Source organism: Clostridium kluyveri DSM 555 (genome assembly GCF_000016505.1).
In the GTDB taxonomy this organism is placed as follows: domain Bacteria; phylum Bacillota; class Clostridia; order Clostridiales; family Clostridiaceae; genus Clostridium_B; species Clostridium_B kluyveri.
Genome location: NC_009706.1, coordinates 775100 through 801339 on the forward strand (window position 1 = coordinate 775100; position 26240 = coordinate 801339).

Annotated in this window: 26 protein-coding genes and 1 other annotated feature; of the genes, 24 read left to right on the forward strand and 2 right to left on the reverse strand. The window is 30.9% G+C overall.

The features are described from left to right. Positions 1-37: 37 nt before the first annotated feature. Entirely contained in the window at positions 38-1366 is a 1329-nt protein-coding gene (locus tag CKL_RS03840; RefSeq protein WP_011989350.1) for an SH3 domain-containing protein, read from the reverse strand. A gap of 411 nt (positions 1367-1777) precedes the next feature. Between CKL_RS03840 and CKL_RS20605 the strand changes: the two genes are divergently transcribed. The 17 genes from CKL_RS20605 (at position 1778) to CKL_RS03920 (ending at position 19039) form a co-directional block, all read left to right on the forward strand. Beyond that, a complete protein-coding gene (locus CKL_RS20605; RefSeq protein ID WP_011989351.1) occupies positions 1778-1930 on the forward strand; it encodes a hypothetical protein in 153 nt (50 codons plus the stop codon). 165 nt (positions 1931-2095) lie between these two features. Continuing rightward, positions 2096-3130 (forward strand): 3-deoxy-7-phosphoheptulonate synthase, encoded by a 1035-nt coding sequence (gene aroF, locus CKL_RS03845; protein ID WP_011989352.1) that lies wholly within the window; start codon positions 2096-2098, stop codon positions 3128-3130. Between the two features lie 27 nt (positions 3131-3157). Continuing rightward, positions 3158-4030, forward strand: a complete 873-nt coding sequence (locus CKL_RS03850) for a prephenate dehydrogenase (RefSeq protein ID WP_011989353.1) — start codon at positions 3158-3160, stop codon at positions 4028-4030. Between the two features lie 5 nt (positions 4031-4035). Beyond that, positions 4036-5115: a 3-dehydroquinate synthase gene (aroB, locus tag CKL_RS03855; protein WP_011989354.1), complete on the forward strand. Its 1080-nt coding sequence runs from the start codon at positions 4036-4038 to the stop codon at positions 5113-5115. Positions 5116-5155: 40 nt separating this feature from the next. Beyond that, positions 5156-6436, forward strand: a complete 1281-nt coding sequence (aroA, locus tag CKL_RS03860) for a 3-phosphoshikimate 1-carboxyvinyltransferase (protein WP_011989355.1) — start codon at positions 5156-5158, stop codon at positions 6434-6436. Beyond that, positions 6414-7496 (forward strand): chorismate synthase, encoded by a 1083-nt coding sequence (aroC, locus tag CKL_RS03865; RefSeq protein ID WP_011989356.1) that lies wholly within the window; start codon positions 6414-6416, stop codon positions 7494-7496. Before aroA ends, aroC begins: the two co-directional genes overlap by 23 nt. A 28-nt stretch (positions 7497-7524) precedes the next feature. Then, on the forward strand, positions 7525-8664 hold the full coding sequence (pheA, locus tag CKL_RS03870; protein WP_011989357.1) for a prephenate dehydratase: 1140 nt from the start codon (positions 7525-7527) through the stop codon (positions 8662-8664). A 31-nt stretch (positions 8665-8695) separates the two neighbouring features. Beyond that, positions 8696-9505 carry a shikimate dehydrogenase gene (gene aroE, locus CKL_RS03875; protein WP_011989358.1) on the forward strand — a complete coding sequence of 270 codons (810 nt, stop codon included), beginning with the start codon at positions 8696-8698 and terminating at the stop codon, positions 9503-9505. 77 nt (positions 9506-9582) lie between these two features. Then, the gene (locus CKL_RS03880; RefSeq protein ID WP_011989359.1) at positions 9583-10092 is read left to right on the forward strand and encodes a shikimate kinase; all 510 of its coding nucleotides are present in this window, start codon (positions 9583-9585) and stop codon (positions 10090-10092) included. A 146-nt stretch (positions 10093-10238) separates the two neighbouring features. Continuing rightward, positions 10239-10670, forward strand: a complete 432-nt coding sequence (locus CKL_RS03885; protein ID WP_011989360.1) for a hypothetical protein — start codon at positions 10239-10241, stop codon at positions 10668-10670. Positions 10671-10700: 30 nt separating this feature from the next. Continuing rightward, positions 10701-11363, forward strand: coding sequence for a L,D-transpeptidase family protein (locus CKL_RS03890; protein ID WP_011989361.1), 663 nt, complete (start codon positions 10701-10703; stop codon positions 11361-11363). A 104-nt stretch (positions 11364-11467) separates the two neighbouring features. After that, positions 11468-12226 carry a YncE family protein gene (locus CKL_RS03895; protein WP_011989362.1) on the forward strand — a complete coding sequence of 253 codons (759 nt, stop codon included), beginning with the start codon at positions 11468-11470 and terminating at the stop codon, positions 12224-12226. Between the two features lie 151 nt (positions 12227-12377). Next, positions 12378-12650, forward strand: a complete 273-nt coding sequence (locus CKL_RS03900) for a metal-sensing transcriptional repressor (protein WP_011989363.1) — start codon at positions 12378-12380, stop codon at positions 12648-12650. Between the two features lie 11 nt (positions 12651-12661). Next, positions 12662-14917: a heavy metal translocating P-type ATPase gene (locus CKL_RS03905; RefSeq protein WP_011989364.1), complete on the forward strand. Its 2256-nt coding sequence runs from the start codon at positions 12662-12664 to the stop codon at positions 14915-14917. A 67-nt stretch (positions 14918-14984) separates the two neighbouring features. Beyond that, a complete protein-coding gene (locus CKL_RS03910; RefSeq protein WP_011989365.1) occupies positions 14985-15218 on the forward strand; it encodes a heavy-metal-associated domain-containing protein in 234 nt (77 codons plus the stop codon). Positions 15219-15351: 133 nt separating this feature from the next. Next, positions 15352-16872: a phosphohexomutase domain-containing protein gene (locus CKL_RS03915; RefSeq protein WP_011989366.1), complete on the forward strand. Its 1521-nt coding sequence runs from the start codon at positions 15352-15354 to the stop codon at positions 16870-16872. A gap of 166 nt (positions 16873-17038) precedes the next feature. Further along, positions 17039-19039 (forward strand): fructose-bisphosphatase class III, encoded by a 2001-nt coding sequence (locus tag CKL_RS03920; protein WP_011989367.1) that lies wholly within the window; start codon positions 17039-17041, stop codon positions 19037-19039. Between the two features lie 169 nt (positions 19040-19208). Here the strand turns inward: CKL_RS03920 and cls are convergent, their stop codons facing one another. After that, positions 19209-20639 (reverse strand): cardiolipin synthase, encoded by a 1431-nt coding sequence (cls, locus tag CKL_RS03925; RefSeq protein WP_011989368.1) that lies wholly within the window; start codon positions 20637-20639, stop codon positions 19209-19211. Between the two features lie 356 nt (positions 20640-20995). Between cls and CKL_RS03930 the strand changes: the two genes are divergently transcribed. The 7 genes from CKL_RS03930 to CKL_RS03960 all read left to right on the forward strand — a co-directional run bounded on the left by CKL_RS03930 (position 20996) and on the right by CKL_RS03960 (position 26240). Further along, positions 20996-21391, forward strand: coding sequence for an HNH endonuclease (locus CKL_RS03930; RefSeq protein ID WP_011989369.1), 396 nt, complete (start codon positions 20996-20998; stop codon positions 21389-21391). Positions 21392-21631: 240 nt separating this feature from the next. Then, positions 21632-21811, forward strand: a complete 180-nt coding sequence (locus CKL_RS03935; RefSeq protein WP_011989370.1) for a hypothetical protein — start codon at positions 21632-21634, stop codon at positions 21809-21811. A gap of 195 nt (positions 21812-22006) precedes the next feature. Then, positions 22007-22441 (forward strand): CBS domain-containing protein, encoded by a 435-nt coding sequence (locus tag CKL_RS03940; protein ID WP_011989371.1) that lies wholly within the window; start codon positions 22007-22009, stop codon positions 22439-22441. A 74-nt stretch (positions 22442-22515) separates the two neighbouring features. Beyond that, positions 22516-22761, forward strand: a binding site (T-box leader). 69 nt (positions 22762-22830) lie between these two features. Next, entirely contained in the window at positions 22831-23346 is a 516-nt protein-coding gene (locus CKL_RS03945) for a tryptophan transporter (RefSeq protein ID WP_011989372.1), read from the forward strand. Between the two features lie 135 nt (positions 23347-23481). Beyond that, positions 23482-23679, forward strand: a complete 198-nt coding sequence (locus CKL_RS03950; RefSeq protein WP_011989373.1) for an alpha/beta-type small acid-soluble spore protein — start codon at positions 23482-23484, stop codon at positions 23677-23679. Positions 23680-23824: 145 nt separating this feature from the next. Beyond that, complete coding sequence (locus CKL_RS03955) at positions 23825-25342, forward strand: hypothetical protein (protein WP_011989374.1); 1518 nt, start codon at positions 23825-23827, stop codon at positions 25340-25342. A 304-nt stretch (positions 25343-25646) separates the two neighbouring features. Next, a complete protein-coding gene (locus CKL_RS03960) occupies positions 25647-26240 on the forward strand; it encodes an ECF transporter S component (protein WP_011989375.1) in 594 nt (197 codons plus the stop codon).

Here is a 26240-nt window from a genome sequence, read left to right on the forward strand (position 1 = left end):
AATTAGTTTGAGGAGATTCTTTTTCAATAAAGTAAAATTATATATTTATATAGTCTGAATGAACATATCCAATTGTAGAGCCCCATTGTATTTTATACCATCTACCTTCAGTACTTAGAATTGTGACACTAGTTCCATTTGGTAGTGTGGTAAGAATACGGCCTGTCCAAGGGTTATTCCTTAAGTTTAATACTGAAGAACTATTGCTTAAAGTTACTGTTCCGGTTTTTCCGGTTTGGCTGCTAGTTGATGATTGGCTTGTAGAGGTATTTGTAGCTGCCACATTAGATGAAGCTGCAGCTTGTGAAGTACTTATATAACTTGAATATACATATCCTGTAGTACCATTTACAGATACTTTATACCAGCTTCCGTTAGATTCTAAAATATTTACAGCGGTTCCGTTAGGGAGAGAGGATATTATATTGCCTTGAGGTGTACTTCTCAAGTTTAATGTAGAAGAGGTAGCGCTTAATTTAACATATCCTGAACCTGTGGAAGTACTGCTCCCTGAATTCTGTGATGGTGAATTGGAAGAAAGCTGTTGAACTGCACTATTGGTGGAACTGGCACCTGAACTTATATAATTGGAACTAACATATCCGTAAGACGAATTTAATTTGATTTTATACCAATCACCAATAGTTCCTACTATTTGAACCGTTTCCCCTTTTTTCAAATAACCTAGTATTGAAAAAGAAGTGCCTGCTCCATTTCTTATATTTAAAACTGAACTGCTATTTGATATATTTACCACTCCATTTTGGTAAGTACCATTACTTACAGGTTGGTATGTATCTGTAGAAGAACTGCTGCTTCCATTGGAATTAGAACCAGAAGATGCCTGAGTAGCACCCTCACCTACATATATGTATCCTTTAAGATATAAATTTCCTCTATTTTTTATAGCTTCTTTTGAAATAGTTTTTATATTCCCATCATAGCTTCCGCGTACACTAAAGTTGCCTTCGTTAAAATATATAGTATCTCCATCTACTTCTTCTACAAAGCCCACATGTCCATAACCCACTGAGCCGCCGCCCCACACGATTATGGAATTTGCTTTTGGCTCTGAACCATAGGAATATACATTATCTTTAGCATTGGCATACCACCAGTCTACTGCGTTGCCATAAAATTCTGAAGGAAGTGCAATTCCCAATTTTTCAAGAACACGTCCATAGGTAAACCAGGTGCATTGACCTGTATATCCACACTTTGCAAATATATTTCCCACTGCAGTATACGCACTGCTTTGTATATTTGGTAAATCACTGGAAGCATATGCAGTGTTTACTATATTTTTACTGTTCATAATAGCTGTTGAAATAAAAAAAGCAAATACCAACTTTTTAGATCTATTCATACTTGTGTACCCCCTGAAAACATAATATGAATTTAAATCATATTTAATCTAAATCATAAATAAACAAACTCTTAAAAGATTATCGTAGATTAATAAAGAATATTTAATAGAATATTTAATATAATTATACTATTTTTTTCATATTATTTCATCCTATAATTAAAACTTTTTTAACTTATTTTGTAATTCTATAAAAGATTGTAATCTTATAAAAATTTTAAATTATATAAATAAATGAAAAAATATAAAATTTGCTGTTGACATAGAGATAAAAAATGTTATAATTAAGAACAAATAGAATATATCACTTTACAGGATTAAATTAAAATTCCTGTGAATGTTTTGTTTAAATATTTTTTAAATGGTTTATAAAATTATTGTAATAGTAATTTTTTATGGAGGTTAGGTGTAATGGAAAATATCATCGGAAAGGAAAGAGAAGCAGTAGTAAATAATAATTCATATTATTTTAACTTTACTTTTAGCTGGGGCTATTTTTATTTTAGCGCTGGTTATGTTTGCTTCTCTAAAAAAATAAAGTTTCCTTCTGATGAGTTAGGATAAATTATAAAAATGCATGATTAAAGAAATTTTTATATACAGTGTGTATTTAGTTAATTCAAACAAGGCTCATTAGAGCCTTGTTTTTTATTTGGAAATAACTTCTAAAGCTAGCATAGAAGTTATCCTATAATTTTAAAGTGTTCAAAAATTTAAGGAGGAACTGAGATGATAGTAATTATGAGTCCAAACACACCAACAGAAGAAATAATCATATTAAAACAAAAGATTGAATCAGAAAATAATGTTTCTATAAATGTAATACAGGGGAAAGAATATTGTATATTAGGACTAATTGGAGATACCACAAAGGTTGATGCAAGTAAAATAAGGGCTAATGAATTTGTAGAAAATGTGGAAAAAGTTCAACAACCCTACAAATTGGTTAACAGGCTGTTTCATCCAGAAGATACTGTAATTAATGTAAAAGATGCTTCTATAGGAGGAGAAAAACTGGCAGTTATAGCAGGTCCTTGCTCTGTGGAAAGTGAAGAACAAATAGTAGAAATTGCAAAAAATGTAAAGGACAGTGGTGCTAAATTTTTAAGAGGAGGTGCTTTTAAACCAAGAACGTCACCTTACAGTTTCCAGGGACTTGGAACTGAAGGATTGGAACTTTTAAAAGTTGCAAGACAGGAAACAGGACTTCCCATAGTTACAGAAATTATGTCTGAAGATATGATAGATAAGTTTGTAGAAGATGTGGATGTAATACAGGTAGGCGCAAGAAACATGCAAAACTTTGAACTCTTAAAACAACTAGGTAAAACTAGAAAACCAATTCTTTTAAAAAGAGGATTGTCCTCTACTATTGAAGAACTTTTAATGTCTGCAGAATATATAATGTCTGAGGGAAATGAAAATGTAATACTCTGTGAGAGAGGAATAAGAACTTTCGAAACTTATACTAGAAACACCTTGGATTTAAGTGCCATTCCTGCTATAAAAAAATTAAGTCACCTTCCTGTAATAGTTGATCCAAGTCATGCTGCAGGACTTTGGTGGATGGTAGAACCTCTTGCAAAAGCAGCTGTGGCAGTGGGAGCAGATGGACTTATGATAGAAGTTCATAATGATCCTGCCAATGCAAAATGTGATGGACAGCAATCCATAAAATCAAAAGTTTTTCAGAATCTTATGACAGATATAAATAAGATGGTAGATATGAAATTGGATAAACTGCAGGATGCTGTAAAACTATAGGAGTACATGCTTAAGGAGGAAATATAAGTGGAAGATTGTGACTTTAATATTAATATAGCTGTAGTAGGTATGGGACTTATTGGAGGATCTTATGCCATGGCCCTTAGGGATTTGGAGCCTAAATGTGTTATTGGAATAGATAAAGATAAATATACTTTAAAAAGTGCTTTAGATGATGGGATTATAGATGGGGCTTATGAAAGTGGAGGAGATTTTTTAAAAGAAGTAGATCTTATTATAGTAGCTCTCTATCCTAAAGATACAATTGCATTTATAAAAAATAATTTGCAGTATTTAAAAAAGGGTGCCCTTATAACAGATACTTCTGGTATAAAACAAGATATAGTAGAAAATATAAATTCATTCCTGCCTGAATATTTGGAATTTATTCCTGGACATCCTATGGCGGGAAAAGAATCTAGAGGTATAAAAGGGGCATCTAAAGATATTTTTAAAGGGGCCAATTATATAATAACTCCCGGGGGAAAGAATACTTCCCGGGGGCTTCAAAAAATAGATAAAATGGCAAGGGCTATAGGCTGTAGTAATGTAACCTATATAAGTCCGAAGGAGCATGATAGAATAATTACTTTTACAAGTCAACTTCCCCATGTTATAGCTGTATCCCTTATGAATCTACATGAAGAAGAATACAAAGATAGTATAGAATTATTTACTGGGGGAAGCTTTAAAGATGCTACCAGAGTAGCACAGATTAATTCTAAATTGTGGACTGAATTATTTATTATGAATTCAGATAATCTCATAGAAGAAATAGAAAATTTTCAAAACAGCATGGAGATATTGAAGAAAGCTATAATGAGTAAGGATATAAGTACTATGAGATGTATTTTTGAAAAGTCCATGTTAAAAAGAAAAGAATTAGTTAAAGGACAGTGATTTGCGTGAAGGCTATTGATATTAATGTTAAAGAAAAAAGTTATAAAATATCTATAAAAAAAGGTATATTGAGTTCTATAGGAGAAAGATTGAAAACTACTTACCAGAGTAGAAATATAGTGGTGATTACGGACACAAATGTGGAAAAATTCTATATGGAAACATTGAAAAATTCTCTTTTAGAAAGTGGATTTACAATGAAAATTATATCTATAGAACCAGGAGAAAAGAGTAAAAACTTAGCTACACTGGAAAGAGTATATGAAAAACTATGTGAATTTCAGATAAGGAGAAAAGATATAATAATTTCTCTAGGAGGTGGAGTAGTTGGGGATCTTTCAGGTTTTGCAGCTTCCACTTACTTGAGAGGGATAAATTATATTCAAGTTCCTACTTCTCTTTTAGCCCAGGTAGATAGCAGTATAGGCGGAAAAGTAGCTGTAGATTTGCCCTGGGGTAAAAATTTGGTAGGAAGCTTTTATCATCCAGATGCCGTATTTATAGATCCAGACGTACTCCTATCTTTGAATGATAAATTCTTTAGTGATGGGATGGGAGAAGTTATAAAATATGGATTTATAAAGGATAAGAGTATTTTAAACCTGCTGGATTCTTGTAAAGATAAGGATGAAGTTTTACAATATATTGAGGATATAATATATAAATGCTGCAGTATAAAAAAACATTTGGTAGAAAAGGATGAAAGAGATTTGGGAGAAAGGATGATGTTAAATTTTGGTCATACACTGGCACATGGGATAGAAAAATATTATAACTATGGTAAATATAGTCATGGAGAAGCTGTTGCTATAGGTATGACATATATGACAAATATAACTGAAAGAATGGATATAACTAAGAAAGGAACTCATGACTACATGAAAGGTATATTGACAAAATATGGGCTTCCAGTAAATATGCCGGATATGGATAAACAAGCTCTTGTTAACTCTATAGCTTTAGATAAAAAGTCTTCAGGAGATAGAATAAATATCATAGTTATAGAAGAGGCAGGAATATGTAAAATAATGAAGATAAAATTACGGGAAGTATATGGGTTCTTATTTCCAGAAGATATTATATAGGCTAATTTTTAGTTGAAAATAGATAAAAAGGGGACAATCTATGAAATATGTATCAATAAATCCGACTAAATTAGAGGGACAGGTAAAGATTCCTCCTTCAAAAAGTGTATGCCATAGGGCCTTAATATGTGCTTCTTTGAGCAGTGGTGTGAGTAATATAACCAATGTGGATTTTTCAGAAGATATAGAAGCTACCTGTGAAGCTTTAAAGAGCTTAGGAGTAATTATAGAAAAAGGAAATAATTCATTATCTATAAAAGGGAATTCTAATTTGTATGTAAAAAAACCTAACGTACACTGCTTTCAATCAGGCTCTACGTTGAGATTTCTAATACCTTTGGCTGCAACATTAGGTGAAGAAATAACTTTTACAGGAGAGGGAAAGTTAGTAGAAAGACCTCTAAACGTATACTATGATATATTTAAGAGCCAAAAAATTTATTATAAAACAGAGAGCGGAAAACTGCCTTTAACCATAAATGGAAAGCTAAAATCAGGAGATTATAGAGTTAGGGGAGATGTAAGTTCCCAATTCGTAACAGGGCTTCTCTTTGCACTTCCTCTTTTATCAGGAGATTCAAAAATAGAAATAACTACGGAATTGGAGTCTAAATCCTATGTGGATATTACTATTGACATGCTTGGAAAATTTGGGGTTTGTGTAGATGGAAGCAGCTATAGAGAATTTATAATTAAAGGTAATCAAACCTACAAAGAAGTAGATTGTAATATAGAAGGGGATTTTTCACAGGTGGCATTCTGGCTTGTTATGGGTGCCTTGGGGAAAGGAATTACCTGCATGGGACTTGATACGGATTCTCTTCAAGGAGATAGAATTATAGTACATATACTAAAAGATATGGGAGTAGAAATTGAGGAAAAGGAAAATTGTATAGAAGTTAACCCTTCTAAGACGACCGGTGTTGTTATTGATGTTTCCCAATGTCCAGATCTTGTACCCGTTCTTGCAGCATTAGCTTCTGTAAGCCATGGAACTACTGAAATTATAAATGCAGCAAGACTTAGGATTAAAGAATCAGATAGACTAAAGGCAATAACTTCTGAATTGAATAAAATTGGGGCAGAGGTAATAGAAAAAGAGGATTCACTTATAATACACGGAAAAGAAAATCTTAAAGGAGGAAATGTTACAAGCTGGAAAGATCATAGGATAGCCATGGCACTGGCAGCAGTATCGTCAAAATGTACAGAGCCTTTAGTAATAGAGGGAGCTGAATGTGTAAAAAAGTCCTATCCGGGTTTTTGGGAAGACTTTAGAAGTTTAGGAGGGGAAATAGATGAGTGGAGTGTGGGGAAATAAAATAAAATTATCTATTTTTGGAGAATCACATGGAAAAGCTATAGGAATAGTTATAGATGGACTAAAATCAGGAATTGAAATTGATATAGATTATATAAAAAATGAAATGGAGAGAAGAGCTCCAGGAGCTAGTCCTCTTTCTACCCCTAGAAAAGAAACGGATAAATTTGATATTTTAAGCGGCTATTTTAATGGAAGAACCACAGGTACACCACTTTCGGCAATTATATTAAATAATAATACCCGCTCTCGTGACTACGAAAAAACTGCAGGTCTTTTAAGACCTGGCCATGCAGATTTTACTGGTAGTATAAGATATAGAGGGTTTAATGACTATAGAGGGGGAGGACATTTTTCAGGAAGAATAACGGCACCTTTGGTTTTTGCAGGTGCCATATGTAAAAAAATACTGGAGGATAAAGGAATATTAATAGGGAGTCATATAAAAAGCATAGGTGCAATTGAAGACGGAAGCTGTTTTGATCCTGTTTCTATAAGTAAAGAGAGTATTTTAAAGCTTTCAAAAAGTAAATTTCCTGTACTGGATGAAGTAAAAGGAAAAGATATGGAAGAGAGCATTTTAAAAATAAAAGAAGAAGGAGATTCTGTAGGAGGAGTCATAGAAACTGTAGTAGTAAATTTGCCCCCAGGCATAGGAAATCCCTTTTTCGATTCTGTAGAGAGCAGTATTTCACATTTGTTATTTTCTATTCCAGCAGTCAAGGGAGTAGAATTTGGGGAGGGTTTTAACATAGCTTCAATGAGAGGCTCTGAGGCCAATGATGAATATTATATTTCAGAACAGAGTACAATGAAAACTTACACCAATAATAATGGAGGAGTTTTAGGGGGAATTACAAATGGAATGCCTGTTATATTTAGAACAGCCATAAAACCCACTCCTTCTATAGCAAAAACCCAGAAAACTGTAGATATAAAAAAGAAACAAAATACATTTCTAAAAATAGAAGGAAGGCATGATCCATGTATTGTACCCAGGGCTGTGCCTGTGGTGGAAGCTGTGGCGGCTATAGGAATATTAAATTTAATGGAATATTGAGTTTTACATTATTTATGGAGGTAGTATTTTGGATAACTTAGATTATTTAAGAGATAAGATAGATAAGATTGATGGAGAAATGATTAAGCTTTTTCAGGAAAGAATGGATGTGGTATATAAAGTAGCAGAATATAAAAAGAAAAATGATATGGACATACTTGATGAAAGTCGTGAAGAAAATGTTATAAAGACTCAATTAAAAAGACTTGAGAATAAATCTATAGAAAAAGAAGCGGAAGTTTTCTTAAAAGAGATTATGAAAATAAGTAGGAATTTCCAAAAGAAAAGTTTTCAAAGTTCATATTATAATAATGAATGTTTAAGTGTAAAAAAATATGATAAATCATGCAGAGTAGGATTTCAAGGTGTACTGGCTTCCTTTAGTTATGAGGCCTTAATTGATTATTTTGGGCATGAAGTTGAAGCTGTAAATTTCGAGACATTTAAAGATGTGTTTCAAGGGTTGAAAGATGGAAAAATAAATTATGGTGTACTGCCTATTGAAAATTCCTCTACAGGAGGAATTCTGGAAGTATATGATTTGCTTCGAGATTATGGATTTTATATAGTAGGAGAAAAATGTATTAAAGTTAATCATAATTTATTAGGAGTAAAAGGTGCTTCACTTAATGATGTAAAAGAAGTTTATTCTCACAGTCAAGCCTTTATGCAAAGCAGTAAATTTTTAGATAAGTATGAAAATTGGCGTCTCATACCTTATTTCAATACAGCTAGAAGTGCTAAATATATAAATGAAGAAAATGATAAAAGCAGGGCATCTATAGCCAGTAAAAAAGCAGCTGAACTCTATGGTTTAGAAATATTAAGTGAAAATATAAATTATAATACCAACAATTATACTAGATTTATAATAATAAGTAGAAATGAAGAATGTAATAAAGATAATGATAAAATCAGTATACTAATTACTCTACCACATGAACCTGGGAGCCTGTATAAAGTGCTTAAGTATTTTAAGAAGAATAATCTGAATATGACTAAAATTGAGTCTAGACCAATGGTAGATAGATCTTGGGAATATTTTTTCTATATTGATTTTTATGGCAATGTTTTAGAGAAAAATGCTAAAGAAGCCTTAAAAGGAATAGAAAACGAAAGTGTTTATTTTAAATTACTAGGTAAATATAAAGGGGACTGTATAATCTAGTATTGTATTTTAAATTAGGTGGTGTTTTAATATGGGCAATTTTTATGGACTTATAGGTGACAAGCTAGGGCATAGTTTTTCTCCAGTAATACATGAAATGATCTTAAAAAAAATAAATTTACAGGGGAAATATAATCTGTTTGAAATAGAATCACAGAATTTAGGTGAAGCAATTGGGGCACTAAAGATTTTAGGGTGCAGAGGTGTAAATGTTACTATACCTTATAAAATTAAGATTATGAAGTATATGGATTATATATCTGAAGAAGCATTAAGCATAGGATCAATAAACACTATACAATTTGTAGACAATAAATTAAAAGCATACAATACAGATTATTATGGATTTGGAATGACTTTAAAAAGATATGGAATAGATGTGCTTAATAAAAGTGTAGTGATACTTGGAACAGGAGGAGCTTCTAAAGCTGTACTAAGGTATAGTATGGATGAAGGCGCAAAGTCCATTATATATGTGAGCAGAAAACCTGAGAATGTATCCAATGGGGAAATAGATGTTATTTCTTATGAACAGCTGCATCATATAAAGAGTGGAGATATTATAATAAATTCTACCCCCTGTGGAATGTATCCTCAAACAGATACTTGCGCCGTGGATAGTGAAATATTAAGTAAATTTAATACAGCTGTGGATTTAGTGTACAATCCACAGGAAACTACGTTTTTAAAAACAGGGAAAGAATTAGGTTTAAGGACAGCTAATGGGTTATATATGCTGGTGGCCCAGGCGGTAGCCGCTCAACAGATTTGGCAGCATAGAGAGATATCGTTGAAAACTTTAGATGAAATATATTATAAATTATTAAATATGCAGCAATAAGTCAGAATATTGAAATAATTGACATATTTCTAAAAATGTAATAGATTCTATGGTTTTAAATCGAGGAGGAGTTTATTGTGAAAAAACAAGTTAAAAATATAGTTATTATAGGTATGCCAGGTTGTGGCAAAACCACAATTGGAAAGATGATATCATCTAAGTTAAATAAAAGGTTTGTAGATTTGGATGATTATATAGTAGATAAGGCAGGATGTACTATTCCAGAAATTTTTCAAAAGGGAGAAGAACATTTTAGAAATATAGAATCAGAGGCAGTAGAGGAAGTCAGTATTGAAGGGTCTATGGTAATATCTACGGGAGGAGGAGTAATAAAGAACCAGAAGAATATTGTAAATCTTAAAAAAAATGGAATTATATTCTTTGTGGACAGACCTTTGGAAAATATAGTAAGCGATGTGGATATATCAACCAGACCTCTTTTAAAAAATGGCACCGGGGAAATAGAAAAACTTTTTAAAGAGAGATATGCAATATACAATAGTTCCTGTGACTTTTCAGTAGATAATGTATATACTATTGAAAAAGTTGTAGATGACATAGTAGAAATTTATAAAAATTGCATTTAAGTGAGGTAAAAGCTAATGACAATAAATTTTGTTGTTGGCTTTTTATCATAATTTTTATAAAAAGAGTAATATGATAATATATAATATTCTTATAAGGAGGATAAAATGTTTGATCAATTAAGGGTTTAAGCTGGGAGAGGATATTTATGGAAAAATTGAAAGCTATTTTAATTGAGATAGTAGTTATAATTGTCATATTATTTATTATATCTATAGCGGCTCTTGTAGATCTTAGGTTAAAAGATTCTAATTCAACTTCAGAGGCAATAGGAGATATGTACCTTAGCCTTGAACAGGAAAAAAAAGAAATAAATTATTTAGGAGATAATATTAAAAAGGAAGGTGAGGAACTGAGGAATTTAAAGGATAAAATGAATAGTATAAAGTCAAATGGAGGAAATGATTGGAATAATTTAGTGATAGAATATAATGGCAAATTAAATGAATATAATAAAAAGACAACGGAATATAATGAAAAAGTAAAAAGTTATGATAAAAGATATGAGCAGTATGAGAAAATGAAACAAAAAAATGAGAATATAATAAAATGGTTTAAAACACTAATTGGAACAGATTGATAAAAATATGAATAAAAGTGAAGTGGTTTTATGAAAGATAAAAACAGATTTTTTCCTCTTATATTTTTAATTTTCGGTATAATCTTAATATTAACTATATCTTTAGTATCTGTAAAAAGATATATTAAACAAAGTAAAAATGAAAGTAGTGCCAAAGATATTGTTTTGAAAGAAAAAGTAATAGAAAATGATGAAGAAGAATTGTTTTTTAAAAAACCTGAAAAATTTCCAGATACAACTTTTATAAAAATATACAAAGAGAAGAGGATAATGGAACTTTACGGGGATAATAAATTAATAGGTAGATTTAAGATGGCGCTTGGGAGAGTTCCCCAAGGTAAAAAACAAAGGGAAGGAGATAATAAGACCCCTGAAGGAAATTATTATATATGTTATATAAATTCCAAGACCAAGTATAAGTATTTTTTAGGAATAAGTTATCCTAATATTCAAGATGCAAAGTGGGCTTTAGATGAGGGTGTCATAGATAATAATACCTTTCAAAAAATTGAGAAAGCTATAGAAAATAAAAAACAGCCACCTTGGAATACTCCTCTTGGTGGAGCTATAGGTATACATGGAGGGGGTACAGACTATGATTGGACCTATGGATGTATTGCCATATCAGATAATGATATGGATATATTAAAACAATATGTTTTTGTTAGAACTTCTGTGGAAATATATAAATAATCTTTTCATTTGTAAAATTTTTTATTTATCTATAGAAATAAGAATATATATGGCAAAAAAGGCACAAAATAAAATAAGAAGAATATTTAAAAAGGGTGGTGCCTATGCTAAAGCATAAATTATTTAGAGTTTTATTTATAGTGGTTTTATTTATACTATTTTTCAGCGGGGCATTTATAACTATGGAATATAGAGCTAGATCACTGGCCAAGGATGCAAATGATTCTAGAAGTTATTATTTTATAATAGGGGGAAAAGATACTATTTACAAGATGGATTCAATTACCAATGAGATTGTAAATGAAATCAAAGTAGAAGGTTCTCCGCAGGATATTAAAGTTTCAGCAGATGGAAATACACTGCTGGTAGTTGTGTTAAATGCTAAAGATGAAGATGATAAAGGATATATTTTATTCTACAATATTAAAGACAATAAACTTATAAGAAAAGTTCAGGTTGGCAAACATCCATACAGAGTTGTATTTACTCCCAACAAAAAATATATAATGGTAAGCAATACTGAAAGTAATGACATATCTTTAATTGATAGTAAAAATTACACAATATTACAATCTATAGAAGTAGGCAGAGAGCCACAGGGATTTTGCATGTCAAAAGATAGTAAGTACTGTTATGTGGCAAATACGGGAGAAGACACTGTGAGCATATTGGATATGACAATTTTTAAAAGTATAAAAAAAATAAGGGTAGGAAGGTATCCTACAGATATTTCAATAAATAAGGATAATGGAAATGTGATGGTGACCTTAAGTAAAGAAAAATCTGTGGCCCTTATAAATCCTCGTACGGAAGATATTCAAAAAGTAAGTTTGAATAATAGCCCTACAGGTATTTGTAATTAATTATTTTTCTAGTTTAATTTTTAAAATATACTATGAAAAACTTTCTATAGGGTTTATAATAAATATATAATAAAATTTAAACATAATATCAAATGTTTAAATTTTATATTTTTATAAAATAACCACCCCGCCAGGGTGGGGGGAGGTAAATATGAATGAAGAAAAAAAGAAAGCATTTCAGGCATTAAAGACTTCAAAAGGTCAGATTGAAGGCATAATGAAAATGATAGAAAATGGAAGGTACTGTATTGATATATCAAATCAAATAATAGCGGCTCAGGCGCTTTTAAAAAGAGCTAATTTGCTTATATTAAAACAACATTTAAATCACTGCGTAAAAGAAGCTTTTCTACAAAATACTGGAGAAGAAAAAGTGGAAGAAATAGTTGACTTATTAGGAAAATTATTAGATAAAAATGGATAGGAGAGTAAAGAATGAAGGATGAAATATTAAAGATAGAAGGAATGAGCTGTGCAGCTTGTGTAAGAGCAGTAGAAAGGGCAGTAAAAAAAGTGGATGGAGTTGAAAGTGCAGGTGTTAACTTTGCTACTGAAAAGTTAACTGTAAGTTTTGATCAATCAAAAACCACACTTTCAGATATAAAAACTGCTGTAGAAAAGGCAGGATATAAAGCATTGGGTGAAATTGAAAGTTTGGATATTCATGAGGAAAGTAAACAGAAGGAAATTCAGAAATTAAAACAGCGATTTGTAATATCTGCTGTATTTACAGTTCCACTGCTTGTCGTAGCTATGGGACCTATGATAGCTCAGCAGTTGAATATAATGCTTCCTTCTATTATAGATCCCATGGTGCATCAAAAAATATTTGCAATAATTCAATTGTTGTTGGTACTGCCTGTAATGATAATAGGAAGAAGTTATTTTATAATAGGTTTTAAATCTTTATTTAGAAAAAATCCTAATATGGATTCTCTTATAGCCATAGGAACCTCTGCAGCATTTTTATACAGTTTTTCTTCCATAGTAAGTATGTTTTATAATGATAACCACTATCATTATCATCTGTATTTTGAATCTGCAGGAGTTATACTTACCCTTATAACTTTAGGCAAATATCTTGAGAGCATAGCTAAAGGAAAAACCTCTGAAGCCATAAAAAAGCTTATGAATCTTACACCTAAAACTGCCAATATAGTACAGGATGGAAAACAGATCGAAATTGCAATTGATGAAGTGGAAGTAGGAGATGTGGTTGTAGTAAAGCCTGGAGAAAAAATTCCCGTAGATGGAGAAGTTATAGAAGGACTTACTTCTGTGGATGAATCCATGCTTACAGGAGAAAGCATACCTGTGGAAAAGACTGTTGGCAGTAAAATTATTGGCGCTACTATAAATAAGAATGGTTCTATAAAATATAAGGCTACTAAAGTAGGAAAAGATACTGTGCTTTCACGCATAATAAAATTAGTTGAAGAGGCTCAAGGTTCAAAGGCTCCTATAGCGAAGATGGCAGATATAATAGCGGGGTATTTTGTACCTGTAGTTATAATACTGGCTTTAATAGCATCAGTGATATGGTATGGGTCTGGTCAATCCATGGTATTTGCAGTGACCATATTTATATCTGTACTTGTAATAGCCTGCCCATGTGCATTGGGTCTGGCTACACCCACTGCTATAATGGTAGGTACTGGAAAAGGAGCGGAATATGGTGTTCTTATAAAAAGTGGAGTAGCTTTAGAAATTTCCCATAAGATACAAACTATAGTTTTCGATAAGACGGGTACTATAACTGAAGGAAAACCCAGGGTTACGGACATAATAGTATCAGGGGATATAGAAGAAAGCTATTTACTTCAAATAGCCGCATCTGCAGAAAAATCTTCAGAACATCCATTGGGGGAAGCCATTGTAAGAGAAGCTGAAAATAAGAGTATCCAGTTTTTAAAGATAGACTCCTTCATGGCTATACCAGGACAGGGTATTGAAGTATCCATAGAAGATAGTAAAGTGTTTTTAGGAAATAAAAAGTTAATGATTGAAAAAAATATTTCCTTGGAAAGTGTGGAGGATATATCACATACACTTTCTAATGAAGGTAAAACTCCCATGTATATAGCACTTCAGAATAAATTGGTAGGTATAATAGCTGTGGCGGATACAGTGAAAGAAAGCAGCAAAAAAGCTATAAAAAGACTTAATTCCTTAGGCATAGAAGTGGCCATGATAACTGGGGATAATAAAAACACAGCGGAGGCTATAGCATCTCAGGTGGGAATTCATAGAGTACTTGCGGAAGTTCTTCCACAGGATAAAGCTGATGAAATAAAAAAGCTTCAAGGGGAAAATAAAAAAGTTGCCATGGTAGGGGATGGAATAAATGATGCACCGGCCCTGGCACAGGCAGATGTTGGAATTGCAATAGGGTCTGGAACAGATGTGGCCATGGAGTCAGCAGATATTGTACTTATGAAAAGTGATTTGATGGATGTGGTTACCGCAATAGATTTAAGCAGGAAAACAATAAAGAATATAAAAGAAAATCTTTTCTGGGCTTTTGGATATAATTCACTTGGTATACCAGTGGCTATGGGAGTACTTTTCATATTTGGAGGACCTCTTTTAAATCCTATGCTGGCGGCTCTTGCTATGAGTTTTAGCTCAGTGTCAGTTCTTTTAAATGCACTTAGATTAAAAAGGTTCAAGCCCAGCATATCAAGTGATTAAAGGGTAATAATTGATTACTAAATTGTTTTAAAGCAATTTTAAATAAAATATAAGGAGTGTATTTGCTATGTTATTCAAAGGAAAAATAAAAAAAGTAATACATGTAGAGGGAATGACTTGCCAGCATTGTGTTAGCCATGTTAAGTCAGCTTTGGAGTCTATAAAGGGAGTTTCAAATGTTAAAGTGAACCTAGATAGTAACACTGCTGTAATAAAATCTTCTACTGAAATTTCTGATTCCAATATAGAAGAAGTTATTAAAGAAGCAGGGTATGAAGTGAAAGGCATAGAAAAAGCCTAATATGTGTTTAGCCGGTACCTGCCAGGCAGATGTAGAGTTTTAATGGATGGAATTGGGTCGGTAATTTATTACCGGCCTAATTTTTATTTAGGTGTATAATATATATGAAAATTAAAATATAGGAGAAGATAATATGGGAGAGCAATTATATAAATTACAAAATGGTACGGATATAAGGGGAATTGCAACTAAAAATCCAGAAAAAGAGGTTAATTTAACCGTGGAAAGAGTAAAGCTTATAACTAGAGGGTTTATAAAATGGATTAAAAATAAAAAAAATTTGGAAAACAACAAAATAAAAATTGCCATAGGCATAGATTCTAGGCTGTCAGGACTTGAATTCAAGCGATGTATTTGTGAGGAACTTTTAAATTTAGGATGTTATGTATACGATTGTGGACTTTGTACAACTCCTGCTATGTTTATGACCACAGTGACCGGGAGTTACAGGTGTCATGGAGCTATTATGATAACAGGTAGTCATTTGCCTTATTACTATAATGGATTAAAGTTTTTTACTGAAAGCGGGGGATGTGAAAAAGAAGATATAAAATATATATTAAATAGAGCTTTGAATAAATACGATAATAGTGTACATAGTAGAGGAAATATTTTTAAGATAGATTTTATTGATGAATACTCTGGTATATTGGTTAAAAAAATTAGGGAAGGTATAAATTCCAAAGTAAATTACAATAGACCACTTTCAGAACTTAAAATCATTGTAGATGCGGGAAATGGAGCAGGAGGATTTTTTGCAAATAAAGTTTTGGAACCTTTAGGAGCAAAAATTGAAGGAAGTCAATTTATTATTCCTGACGGTAAATTTCCAAATCACCTTCCAAATCCAGAAGATAAAGAAGCCATGCATTCTATTAAAGAGGCAGTTATAAAAAATAAAGCTGATCTTGGCATAATATTTGATGCAGATGTAGATAGAGCAGCTATTGTAGATTGCAGTGGAAGAGAAATAAATAGAAATGCACTGATAGCCTTAATTTCTACAATAGTTCTAGAAGAATATCCTGGTACCACTATAGTAACAGATTCGGTAACCTCTGATGGATTAAGTGAGTTTATCCAGGAACTTGGAGGAAAACATCATAGATTTAAAAGAGGATATAGAAATGTAATAAATGAGGGAATAAGGTTAAATAATCAAAATGAAGGATGTTATTTGGCAATAGAAACCTCAGGGCATGCAGCTTTTAAAGAAAACTATTTTTTAGATGACGGGGCTTATCTGATAGCTAAGGTATTAATAAAAATGGCTAGACTGAAGTCAGAGGGCAAAAGCATAGAAGATTTAATACAGAATATGAAAATGCCTGTTGAAAGTTTGGAATTTAGATTTGATATTTTAGATGAAAATTTTAAAGAGTATGGGGACAAAATACTGGAAGAATTAAAATTATATATAGAAAAAGTTGAAGGATGGTCTGAGGTATCTCCAAATTATGAGGGTATCAGGATAAATTGCTGTAGCTTCAAGGGAAGTGGGTGGCTTTTGCTTAGATTGTCTCTTCATGAGCCTGTACTGTGCTTAAATATTGAATGTGATTTATCAGGCTATTCAAATATTATAATAGATAAATTAAAATCTTTTTTAATAGAGTATAAAGAACTTGATATTACAAGCCTAAAGACCCATTAAAATAAATTAAGAGTATTCCTAACTTCAATAACAAAATTGTTTTATTATGTAGATATATGATATATTAATTTATACATATTATACTATACAGGCTAATAGTGATATACTATAATATATTATAGTATATCACTTATATTTTATAAAAAATAAAAAGGAGAAAGTGAGAATGATTTTCTATGATGAGAATAATTTAGATGTAATAGAAAAAGATTTAAGATATCTTAAATTATTATCTAAAGAATACTCTACAATATCTAGTGCAAGTACGGAAATTATAAATCTTCAGGCTATATTAAATTTACCTAAAGCTACTGAACATTTCATAAGTGATGTTCATGGAGAATATGAATCTTTTACGCATATGTTAAGGAATGCATCTGGAGTGATAAAAAGAAAAATAGATGATGTATTTGGAGATTCACTTAGAGAAGAACAAAAGGCTGCCTTGGCTACTTTAGTATATTATCCAGAGAAGAAATTAGAGATTATTAAAGAAAAAGAAGAAAACTTAGAGGACTGGTACAGGATAACTTTGTATCAGTTGATTGAAGTATGTAGAGATGTAGCATCTAAATATACTAGATCTAAAGTGAGAAAAGCTCTTCCAAAGGACTTTTCATATATAATAGAAGAACTGCTCAATAAACAGGATGATAGATCAGATAAACAAGCCTATTATAGTGGAATAATAAAAACTATAATAGAGATAGATAGGGCACCTGAAGTTATTATAGCTATGTCAAATGTAATACGAAGGTTGGTAGTAGACAGGCTTCATATTATCGGAGATATATATGATAGAGGACCAGGTGCGGAAATTATAATGGATGCCCTTATGAAACATCATTCTGTAGATATACAATGGGGAAACCATGATGTGCTTTGGATGGGAGCGGCTTCTGGATGTGAAGCTTGTATGGCTAATGTACTTAGGATATCGTTAAGATATGCTAATTTAAAAACTATTGAGGATGGGTATGGAATAAATTTGCTGCCACTTGCAACATTTGCTTTAGAATTTTATCAGGATGATCCTTGTAAAAGGTTTATTCCTAAAACCTTAGATAAAGAAATAAGTGAAAATGAGCTGTATCTGCTGGCAAAAATGCATAAGGCTATAGCCATAATGCAGTTTAAATTAGAAGGACAAATAATAAAAAGACGACCTGAATTTAAAATGGAAGACAGGCTTCTGTTAGATAAAATAGATGTGGAAAAATGGGAAATAAATGTATATGGAAATACCTATAAATTAAATGACACTAATTTTCCTACAATAGACTGGAATGATCCCTATAAGCTTACAGCCAGAGAAGAGGAGATTATTGATAAATTAACTAATTCTTTTATAAACAGTGAAAAACTCCAAAGACATATTAGATTTTTGTATAGTAAAGGAAGTATGTATTTGATTTATAATTCTAATCTTTTATATCATGGCTGTATACCGCTAAATGAAGATGGAAGTCTTAAAGAAGTTAAGATAGGAAAAATAAACTACAGTGGAAAAGAACTTCTTGATAGATATGATCGTGTTGCTAGAGATTCATTTTTCTTTAAACATAATACTTATAATAAGAAATATGGAATGGATATGATGTGGTATATGTGGTGTGGAGAAGATTCACCTGTATTTGGAAAAATAAGAATGACAACTTTTGAAAGATATTTTATTAGTGAAAAAGCCTCACATTATGAACAAAAAAATTATTATTATAAATACAGAGATGATGAAGAAGTTTGCAGAAATATATTAAAAGAGTTCAATTTATCTCCAGATAGTTCTCATATTATAAATGGTCACATTCCTGTAAAGACTAAAGAGGGAGAAAGTCCTATAAAAGCAAATGGAAGGCTGCTTGTAATAGATGGAGGATTCTGTAAGGCATATCAGCCTGAAACAGGTATTGCAGGATATACCCTTATATATAATTCTTATGGATTATTACTTACTTCTCATGAGCCTTTTTCTGCTATAAAAAATGCCATAGAAGAGGACAAGGATATATTATCTTCTACAATAATTTTAGAACATGCTGCCAGGAGAAAGAGGGTAATGGATACAGATGTAGGTACAAAAATCAGAACACAGGTAGCAGATCTTGAAAAACTTTTAATTGCCTATAGAAAAGGATTAATCAAGGAAGACAATAATGAATTAGAGTAAAGACGTGAAAAATATAACTCCGTAGTTTGATGATAAAATCAGCTGAAATCCCCCGATTTCTTCAAAGAGGAGGATAAATACTGCTGTGAACCTTTATAAGTTCTTCTTATGTTCAGGCGGAGAAAAGCATTTCTTTATAGCAAACTCCGCCTGAACATAAGAATCATTTTTATAATAGTGAGGAGAATATTCTGCAAAAAGCTTCAAAGAACTTAATAAAGGGGGATAAATTATCAAAATACTCTTGGGTAATTCTTTTGCTGTTTCGAATATCTTCAAAAAATAAGTTTTCAAGTTCTTCTGTAGTTTCCTCATCGTAAATCATTGCATTTATCTCGTAATTCAATTCATAGCTCCTTATGTCCATATTGGCAGTACCAATGCTGCACACCTTACCATCTATGGAGGTGGTTTTAGAGTGTATAAAACAATTTTTATCATAAAAATAAACTTTTACTCCATTTTTAAGAACATCTTCTAAATAAGTCCGGGAAGCATAATATACTAGTATGTGATCAAATCTGCCAGGAAATATAATACGTACATCTACGCCGCTTAATGATGAAATTTTAAGTGCATTTAATATGCTTTCTGTAGGTACAAAATAAGGCGTTGTTATATAAATATGGTCTTTCGCCATACTTATCATTTTTAAAATTGCCTGTTCAATAGCAGGAAATTGAGAATCGGGTCCGCTTTTTACAAGCTGCATTAATTTATTTCCCGTAGTATCATTTGATAGTTCAGGAAAAAACTCTTCAAAGTTCCCATCATAGAAAAAATAGTCTTTATTAGCTGATTTTATGGTGGCGAAATCGTCTATAAAGACTGCCTGCAGCCCAAATACGAAATCACCTTCCACCATTATATGTGTATCACGCCAGTAGCCATATTTGCTGTGACCTAGGTATTCATCTCCTATGTTTATTCCTCCTACAAATCCTACCTTGCCGTCAATTACTACTGTTTTTCTGTGATTTCTATAATTTATTTGGGTATTTATATGTCTCAAAATTGGAGCTAAAAAGTAGGAATATTGGACTACGTCTACACCTGAATCTTTTAAATCACTTATATACTTTCTACCTAATCGTATACAACCGACTCTGTCTAAAATAAGTCTTACATTTACACCACTTAAAGATTTTTCTATTAGAATATCTTTTATTTCATTTCCTATATTATCATTTTTAATTATAAAGTATTCTATATGAATGTGGTGCTGTGCTTTTAAAAGTTCTGCTTTTAAGCATTGGAATTTTTCTATTCCATCTTTAAAGATTTTTATAGAGTTATTTGTAAATAACGGGGATTCGCTATTTTTAGAAAGAAGTTCAATTAAAGGAGTATAGGTATTGTCTTTTATGTCTTTTATGGCTTCATATATTAATTCTTCTATATTTATGTTTGTTTCTTCGTGAAGCTTGTGTTTTTTCCAGTTGCGTCCTAAAAATATATATACTATTAGTCCTAGAACAGGAAGTACTATAAAAACCGATAACCATGCAATTGTTTTTTCAGGGTTTTTTCTCTCTAAGATTATAACTGTTACAGATAATATGGCATTTATTATAATCACAAAATAGAGGATATTTCTCATATTTTTATCACCTCTTTCTACAAAACAGGCTATTTTAATTTAAACACTATAAGAAAAGATATGTAATCCATTTCTTCTGTATTTATATATAATACTAAGAATTTAATATATTATCATCTAATTAATAATATACACTATTAATATAAAATTGATAGTAGTTTTAGTGAAATAGAGCTATAAACTTTACAATACAATGTTGATATAAAATCATTACCATGAAATGTAAAATTATCATAAATTTTTATAAAAATTTAAATAAAATTCATGATTTTTTATAAGTGTAATAGAGCAAAAGCTGTGATATAATAATAATATAAATTATAATGAAAATCCAATATAAATTGGGAGGGGAAAAATTGTTAAAATGCCAGATATGTGGAAAACCGGCAGATAAACATCATATAGTTTATAGGAGTCAAGGAGGATTAGATTTTCCTTTAAATTTTAAATATCTTTGTTCAGAACATCATAGAGGAAAAAACGGACCTCATAAAAATAAAAAAGTAGATCTGGAATATAAACTAGAAATGCAAAAGCAACTTGAAAAATTACTTTGTAAGAAATTTTATAGGTTGGATGAATTAATTACCCTTCTCCAAATTAATAAAAGAATATTAAAAAAGCTTTTTAAGGATTATAAGCTGTATAAAGAGGGATATAAAAGTATTGATATTATATATAGACTTATGGGCAACAAGATATACACAGAATATATGATGGAAGAATATTATGATTTTACAGCTAATTTTTAAACAGTTCTTTGAAAATTTATTTTATAAATTGTTATATTATTAAGTAGAGATTAAATATAGATGACAAATAATGCTTTTTAAGGGATTATTTATTATAAAATTTATATTTATCAGTGCTATTAATAAAATTATCTCTAAATAGGCACTTTATATTAACTTAAATTTTACGAAATGTTATAAAAGGGATAATAGATACAGGTCACTTTCTAAAAGATTAAGTTAGATAAGGGGGTTATTAACATGAAAGAGAATATACTTATGTTGTTAACACTAGAGGAAATAAGTAATATAACTAAAGGTTTAAAACTTGCAATAGAGGCGGTCAATGAAGATAATTTAAACATTGATGAGGAATTGGAAGATAATATAGAAGAAGTACTTAGAAAATTACTTCAAGTAGAGGCTGAATGTTCCAGATAATAGTGAAGACTAGGCCAATTAAAATTTTTGATTCATAGTTTAAAGTAAATAATTGGTCTGGCTTATGAAACTTAAGTTATGTACTTAGTGAATAATTTTCTGATTATAAGGGTATATTTTATTTGTTAGGGCAGGTTAAATAAAACATTTAGCCTTAAATGTATAAATTATGTGATATTAAGGAGTAGAAAATATATGAATATAGCATTTTTTCTCACACCTAAAGAGGATGTAGTCTGTGAAACTCTTAATTCATCTATGAGACAAGCACTTGAGAGAATGGAAAAATACAGATATACAGCCATTCCACTTATTGATAACAAGGGCAAGTATGTAGGTACTCTTACAGAAGGAGATTTATTGTGGAAATTAAAAGATACTCAGGAGTTTAACTTTAAAAATACAAGCAAAATACTATTAAAGGAGATTCCAAGACATATGAATAATAAACCTGTTAGAATTAATTCCAACATGGAAGATCTGGTATCTTTAGCTGTTAATCAAAATTTTGTACCAGTGATAGATGATAATGATGTCTTCATAGGAATTATCAAGCGAAGTGATATAATAAATTACTGTTACAGGGAATTGTTTGATAAAAATTGTAATTTTACTTTAAATATGAGATAAATATTTTGAAATTTAGTTGTTAATAGTTATTGACAGCATAATATTTAAGTGATATTATGTTAATAATTTAATTAGTAAATCCTTTGACGAGGAATAGTAGCTATGTTGTTGAATTCTAGAGAGTTGAGGAAGGTGGAATCTCAATATTACAACCTGTAGTGAATGGGCCTAAGAGGAGTAAATTGAAATCTATGTGTATAGAGAGTAGTGGTTAACGTTAGCCGTACGTTACAGCGGATAGGACATGTTAGTGTCTGATAAAGAGGTGTTTTAAAAAGCACAATTTAGGTGGTACCGCGGGTGATATCTCCGTCCTAGTTTTAGGATGGGGATTTTTTATTTTATTTAAATTTAACTTGTATTTAATATAATTTAAGGGAGTGTTATTCATGAATTTAAAAAGGATGATTATAAATTCTATATTACTTGCTATAGGTGCTGTATTACATCAGATTGCACCTCCTCTTATACTTGGAATGAAGCCAGATGTTTCACTGGCCATGCTTTTTGTAATACTTATATTCAATAGAGAATATAAAACCTGTCTTGCGGCAGGTATTGTAGCAGGTATTTTGGCTGCAGCAACTACAACTTTTCCAGGGGGACAATATGCCAATGTAATAGATAAGATAATAACTATAAATGTAATGTTTTTACTTTTTAAACCATTTAGAGATAAATTAAACAATCAAATAAATATTATAGTAATTACTGCGCTTGGAACTATAGTCAGTGGTTCTACATTTTTAACGGTAATTTTGATTACCATGGGACTTGATGCTGGATTTAGTGTAATGTTTTTATCAGTAGTTTTACCTGCAGCGGTGGTAAATACTGTAGTAGGTGCAATCTTATTTAATATTATAAATGTAGCTTTAAAAAGAGGTTCTATTAAACAAGCATAGATACAGAGTGTATATTACTTATGATGTTAACTTTTTTGGTATTAATTTTATAGAATATTAATTTAAAAACTGCGTAAACTTTATTTGTACAGTGATTAAATGAAATCTATCTAATTTATTAAGGAGTGATTAATAATGGCAGGTAGAAGAAACAAAGTATTAGTTCCAGAAGCGAAAGCATCTATAGATAGATTTAAAATAGAATCGGCAAAAGAAGTAGGAGTAAACTTAAAAGAGGGCTATAATGGAGATATCACATCTAGAGAAGCAGGTTCCGTAGGAGGACAGATGGTAAAAAAGATGGTAGAGGCTTATGAGCATGACTTAAAGTAATGTAACTGTTATAAAAATGGCCGGGTGGGATTTAACGCCCGGTCTTAATTTATTCATTCACATATTTACATGTATATAAAATATATCTATTATATATTAAGGTATGAATTTTAGAATTACTTGATTATGGAGGGAGAATATAATTATGCCTGAAAAATATTGGCCTGAAACAGTTATACTTTGGGGAGCTGGTGCTACCAAGAATTTAGGACTTCATGCAACAAAAGAATTGATAAAATTAATTTTAGATATCAGCAATAATGATTTTTCTTTTTTAAAGGATAAAGATAAAAAATTAGCCGATGCATTTAAAAAATTAGTAACAGAAGATTTAATAAAGGATCCAATGATTTCTAGAATATATGATTTAAAGGCGCTTGATATTATAATAAGTACCAATAATAAATTTAATATGCATGATCTTTTCACTATGTTAGATCAACTCATTGAGAACGATATGGGATTCAATGCATTTTGCGATGGCAGAACACAATTTTTAAGGGTAGAAAGGGTAAAAGCCGCAAAGAGATGCCTCATATTGCTTATTGAGGAATTGGAAAGGCTAAGTGTACAGAAAACACCAGGATATGTAGATAAAAAGAAAATAGAACCATATTATGAATTTGCTAAAATTCTCACAGAACTCATGGTGGAAGAAGCAAGGGCATTTGAAGATAGGGGATATAAAAGAGACACAAGAAGATTCTATCTTTATTCCTATGCCATAATATCATTCAACTGGGATCCTTTAATACTCTGGAATATATTTAATGTACATAAAGAAGAAAATAAAAATCCTATATGTTTTAAAGATGGGTTGGAACTACAATTATATGATGATTTTGGCACAAAAGTGGCCTCAAACTATTTAGATGGAGATGAATCTGAGATATGGTATACTTCAGATGAATCTCAATGTAGAAGTATTAATGATTATAATTATCCGTCTAGAATAGCCAGGATAGGCAAAGTATTATTTCCACATGGTATGTTTGGTTCTAGAATTTGCCCGGAGTGTGGTAAATCTATAATTACCTTTGAAGAAAAATGGGATAGGTTATCCACAGAAATTTTTGGACCTTCTATTTTACAAGATTTACAAAAAAACTGGAAATATAAAACACATAAAGAGAATAAATATAAAAAAGGTGCCATAGAATGTCCCTATTGTGGACAGATAACCTATCCCTATGATATGACACTTATAATACAGAGTCTTTCAAAGCAAAAAAATGTGGCAGCTTTAGAAGAATTAAAAACTGAAATGGGACTACTTATGAAAAATGCAAAACATATAATATTTGCAGGATATAGCCTACCTTTGGATGATATAATGGTAAAAACATTTTTTATGTCTTCTATATCTGGAAATGATAAAAATAAATTGAAATGTACTGTGATAAATTATGATGAAAAATATAGAGGAGAAGACTGGCTAACAGGACAAAATATATATAAATACATGAGAAGATCGAAAAATCACTCTGTAGTAGAATGTATAAGAAATGTGCTTGACATATTTTTAGAAAAAAATATAAGAGTATGCCTTAAAGGAATACCGGAGGTATTTATGAAAGATGGAAGAATAAGCAAAAAAAAGGTAATAGATATACTATATCCTAGGGATTATTTTAGGGAAGGGTTTCCTATAAAAAGAGATTAGATATCATCGAATTAGTTAGGATAATTGAAGAAAGTTGTTAATTAATATACAAGTACATTACTCATATTAATGGCATGTAATGCTTTAATATAAAAATAACAACGATTTCACCCCTGTATAAAGCTAAAAATATAGATAATTATGACTTTATATATAAAATAATTGTGTTTTTTTTAACTAATATATTGAACTTTTTTTTTTACGTGATAAAATAAAGTTGTCAGTATTTCTAGAAAAACTGAACTAAATTTATAAAGGAGGTTCCGTGTTGTATCTTAAAATAGAATAACAACGGAGAAAACTAATGGAGAGACAAATAAGAACAAGATTAAAATTTAATGTTAAGCAGATTACAGTAATTGGTATGCTGTCTGGAATTTCTATTATGCTTGGGTTAACTGGATTAGGATTTATACCTATTCCGCCAGTTAAAGCTACTATAATGCATGTTCCTGTAATAATAGGAGCTATTTTGGAGGGTCCTTTAGTAGGGGCCATGGTTGGACTTATTTTTGGTATATTTAGTATAATTCAGTCTATAACGGCACCCACGCCAGTTTCTTTTGCTTTTATAAATCCATTGGTATCAGTTTTACCAAGGATATTAATAGGACTAGCATCTTATTATTTATACAAGGCTATCAGCAATAAAAATAGAAAAGTCATACCTATGGGAATAGCTGCAGCGGTTGGCTCCATGGTAAATACTGTAGGGGTTTTAGGAATGATGTACCTTATATATTTAGAACCTTATGCAAAGGCTTTAAATATAAGTTTAGGTGCTGCAAAGAAAGGTATATTGGCGGTGGCCTTTACTAATGGTATACCAGAGATGATTTTATCTGTAATTATTACGGTATCTGTTATTACTGCAGTAAATAAAATTAGACATAATTAA

Coding starts and splice junctions, on each gene's coding strand:
- CKL_RS03840 (WP_011989350.1), bottom strand. CDS start 1,366: ATGAATAGATCTAAAAAGTTGGTATTTGCTTTTTTTATTTCAACAGCT.
- CKL_RS20605 (WP_011989351.1), top strand. CDS start 1,778: ATGGAAAATATCATCGGAAAGGAAAGAGAAGCAGTAGTAAATAATAAT.
- aroF (WP_011989352.1), top strand. CDS start 2,096: ATGATAGTAATTATGAGTCCAAACACACCAACAGAAGAAATAATCATA.
- aroA (WP_011989355.1), top strand. CDS start 5,156: ATGAAATATGTATCAATAAATCCGACTAAATTAGAGGGACAGGTAAAG.
- aroC (WP_011989356.1), top strand. CDS start 6,414: ATGAGTGGAGTGTGGGGAAATAAAATAAAATTATCTATTTTTGGAGAA.
- aroE (WP_011989358.1), top strand. CDS start 8,696: ATGGGCAATTTTTATGGACTTATAGGTGACAAGCTAGGGCATAGTTTT.
- CKL_RS03885 (WP_011989360.1), top strand. CDS start 10,239: ATGGAAAAATTGAAAGCTATTTTAATTGAGATAGTAGTTATAATTGTC.
- CKL_RS03890 (WP_011989361.1), top strand. CDS start 10,701: ATGAAAGATAAAAACAGATTTTTTCCTCTTATATTTTTAATTTTCGGT.
- CKL_RS03895 (WP_011989362.1), top strand. CDS start 11,468: ATGCTAAAGCATAAATTATTTAGAGTTTTATTTATAGTGGTTTTATTT.
- CKL_RS03900 (WP_011989363.1), top strand. CDS start 12,378: ATGAATGAAGAAAAAAAGAAAGCATTTCAGGCATTAAAGACTTCAAAA.
- CKL_RS03905 (WP_011989364.1), top strand. CDS start 12,662: ATGAAGGATGAAATATTAAAGATAGAAGGAATGAGCTGTGCAGCTTGT.
- CKL_RS03910 (WP_011989365.1), top strand. CDS start 14,985: ATGTTATTCAAAGGAAAAATAAAAAAAGTAATACATGTAGAGGGAATG.
- CKL_RS03915 (WP_011989366.1), top strand. CDS start 15,352: ATGGGAGAGCAATTATATAAATTACAAAATGGTACGGATATAAGGGGA.
- CKL_RS03920 (WP_011989367.1), top strand. CDS start 17,039: ATGATTTTCTATGATGAGAATAATTTAGATGTAATAGAAAAAGATTTA.
- cls (WP_011989368.1), bottom strand. CDS start 20,639: ATGAGAAATATCCTCTATTTTGTGATTATAATAAATGCCATATTATCT.
- CKL_RS03935 (WP_011989370.1), top strand. CDS start 21,632: ATGAAAGAGAATATACTTATGTTGTTAACACTAGAGGAAATAAGTAAT.
- CKL_RS03940 (WP_011989371.1), top strand. CDS start 22,007: ATGAATATAGCATTTTTTCTCACACCTAAAGAGGATGTAGTCTGTGAA.
- CKL_RS03945 (WP_011989372.1), top strand. CDS start 22,831: ATGAATTTAAAAAGGATGATTATAAATTCTATATTACTTGCTATAGGT.
- CKL_RS03950 (WP_011989373.1), top strand. CDS start 23,482: ATGGCAGGTAGAAGAAACAAAGTATTAGTTCCAGAAGCGAAAGCATCT.
- CKL_RS03955 (WP_011989374.1), top strand. CDS start 23,825: ATGCCTGAAAAATATTGGCCTGAAACAGTTATACTTTGGGGAGCTGGT.
- CKL_RS03960 (WP_011989375.1), top strand. CDS start 25,647: ATGGAGAGACAAATAAGAACAAGATTAAAATTTAATGTTAAGCAGATT.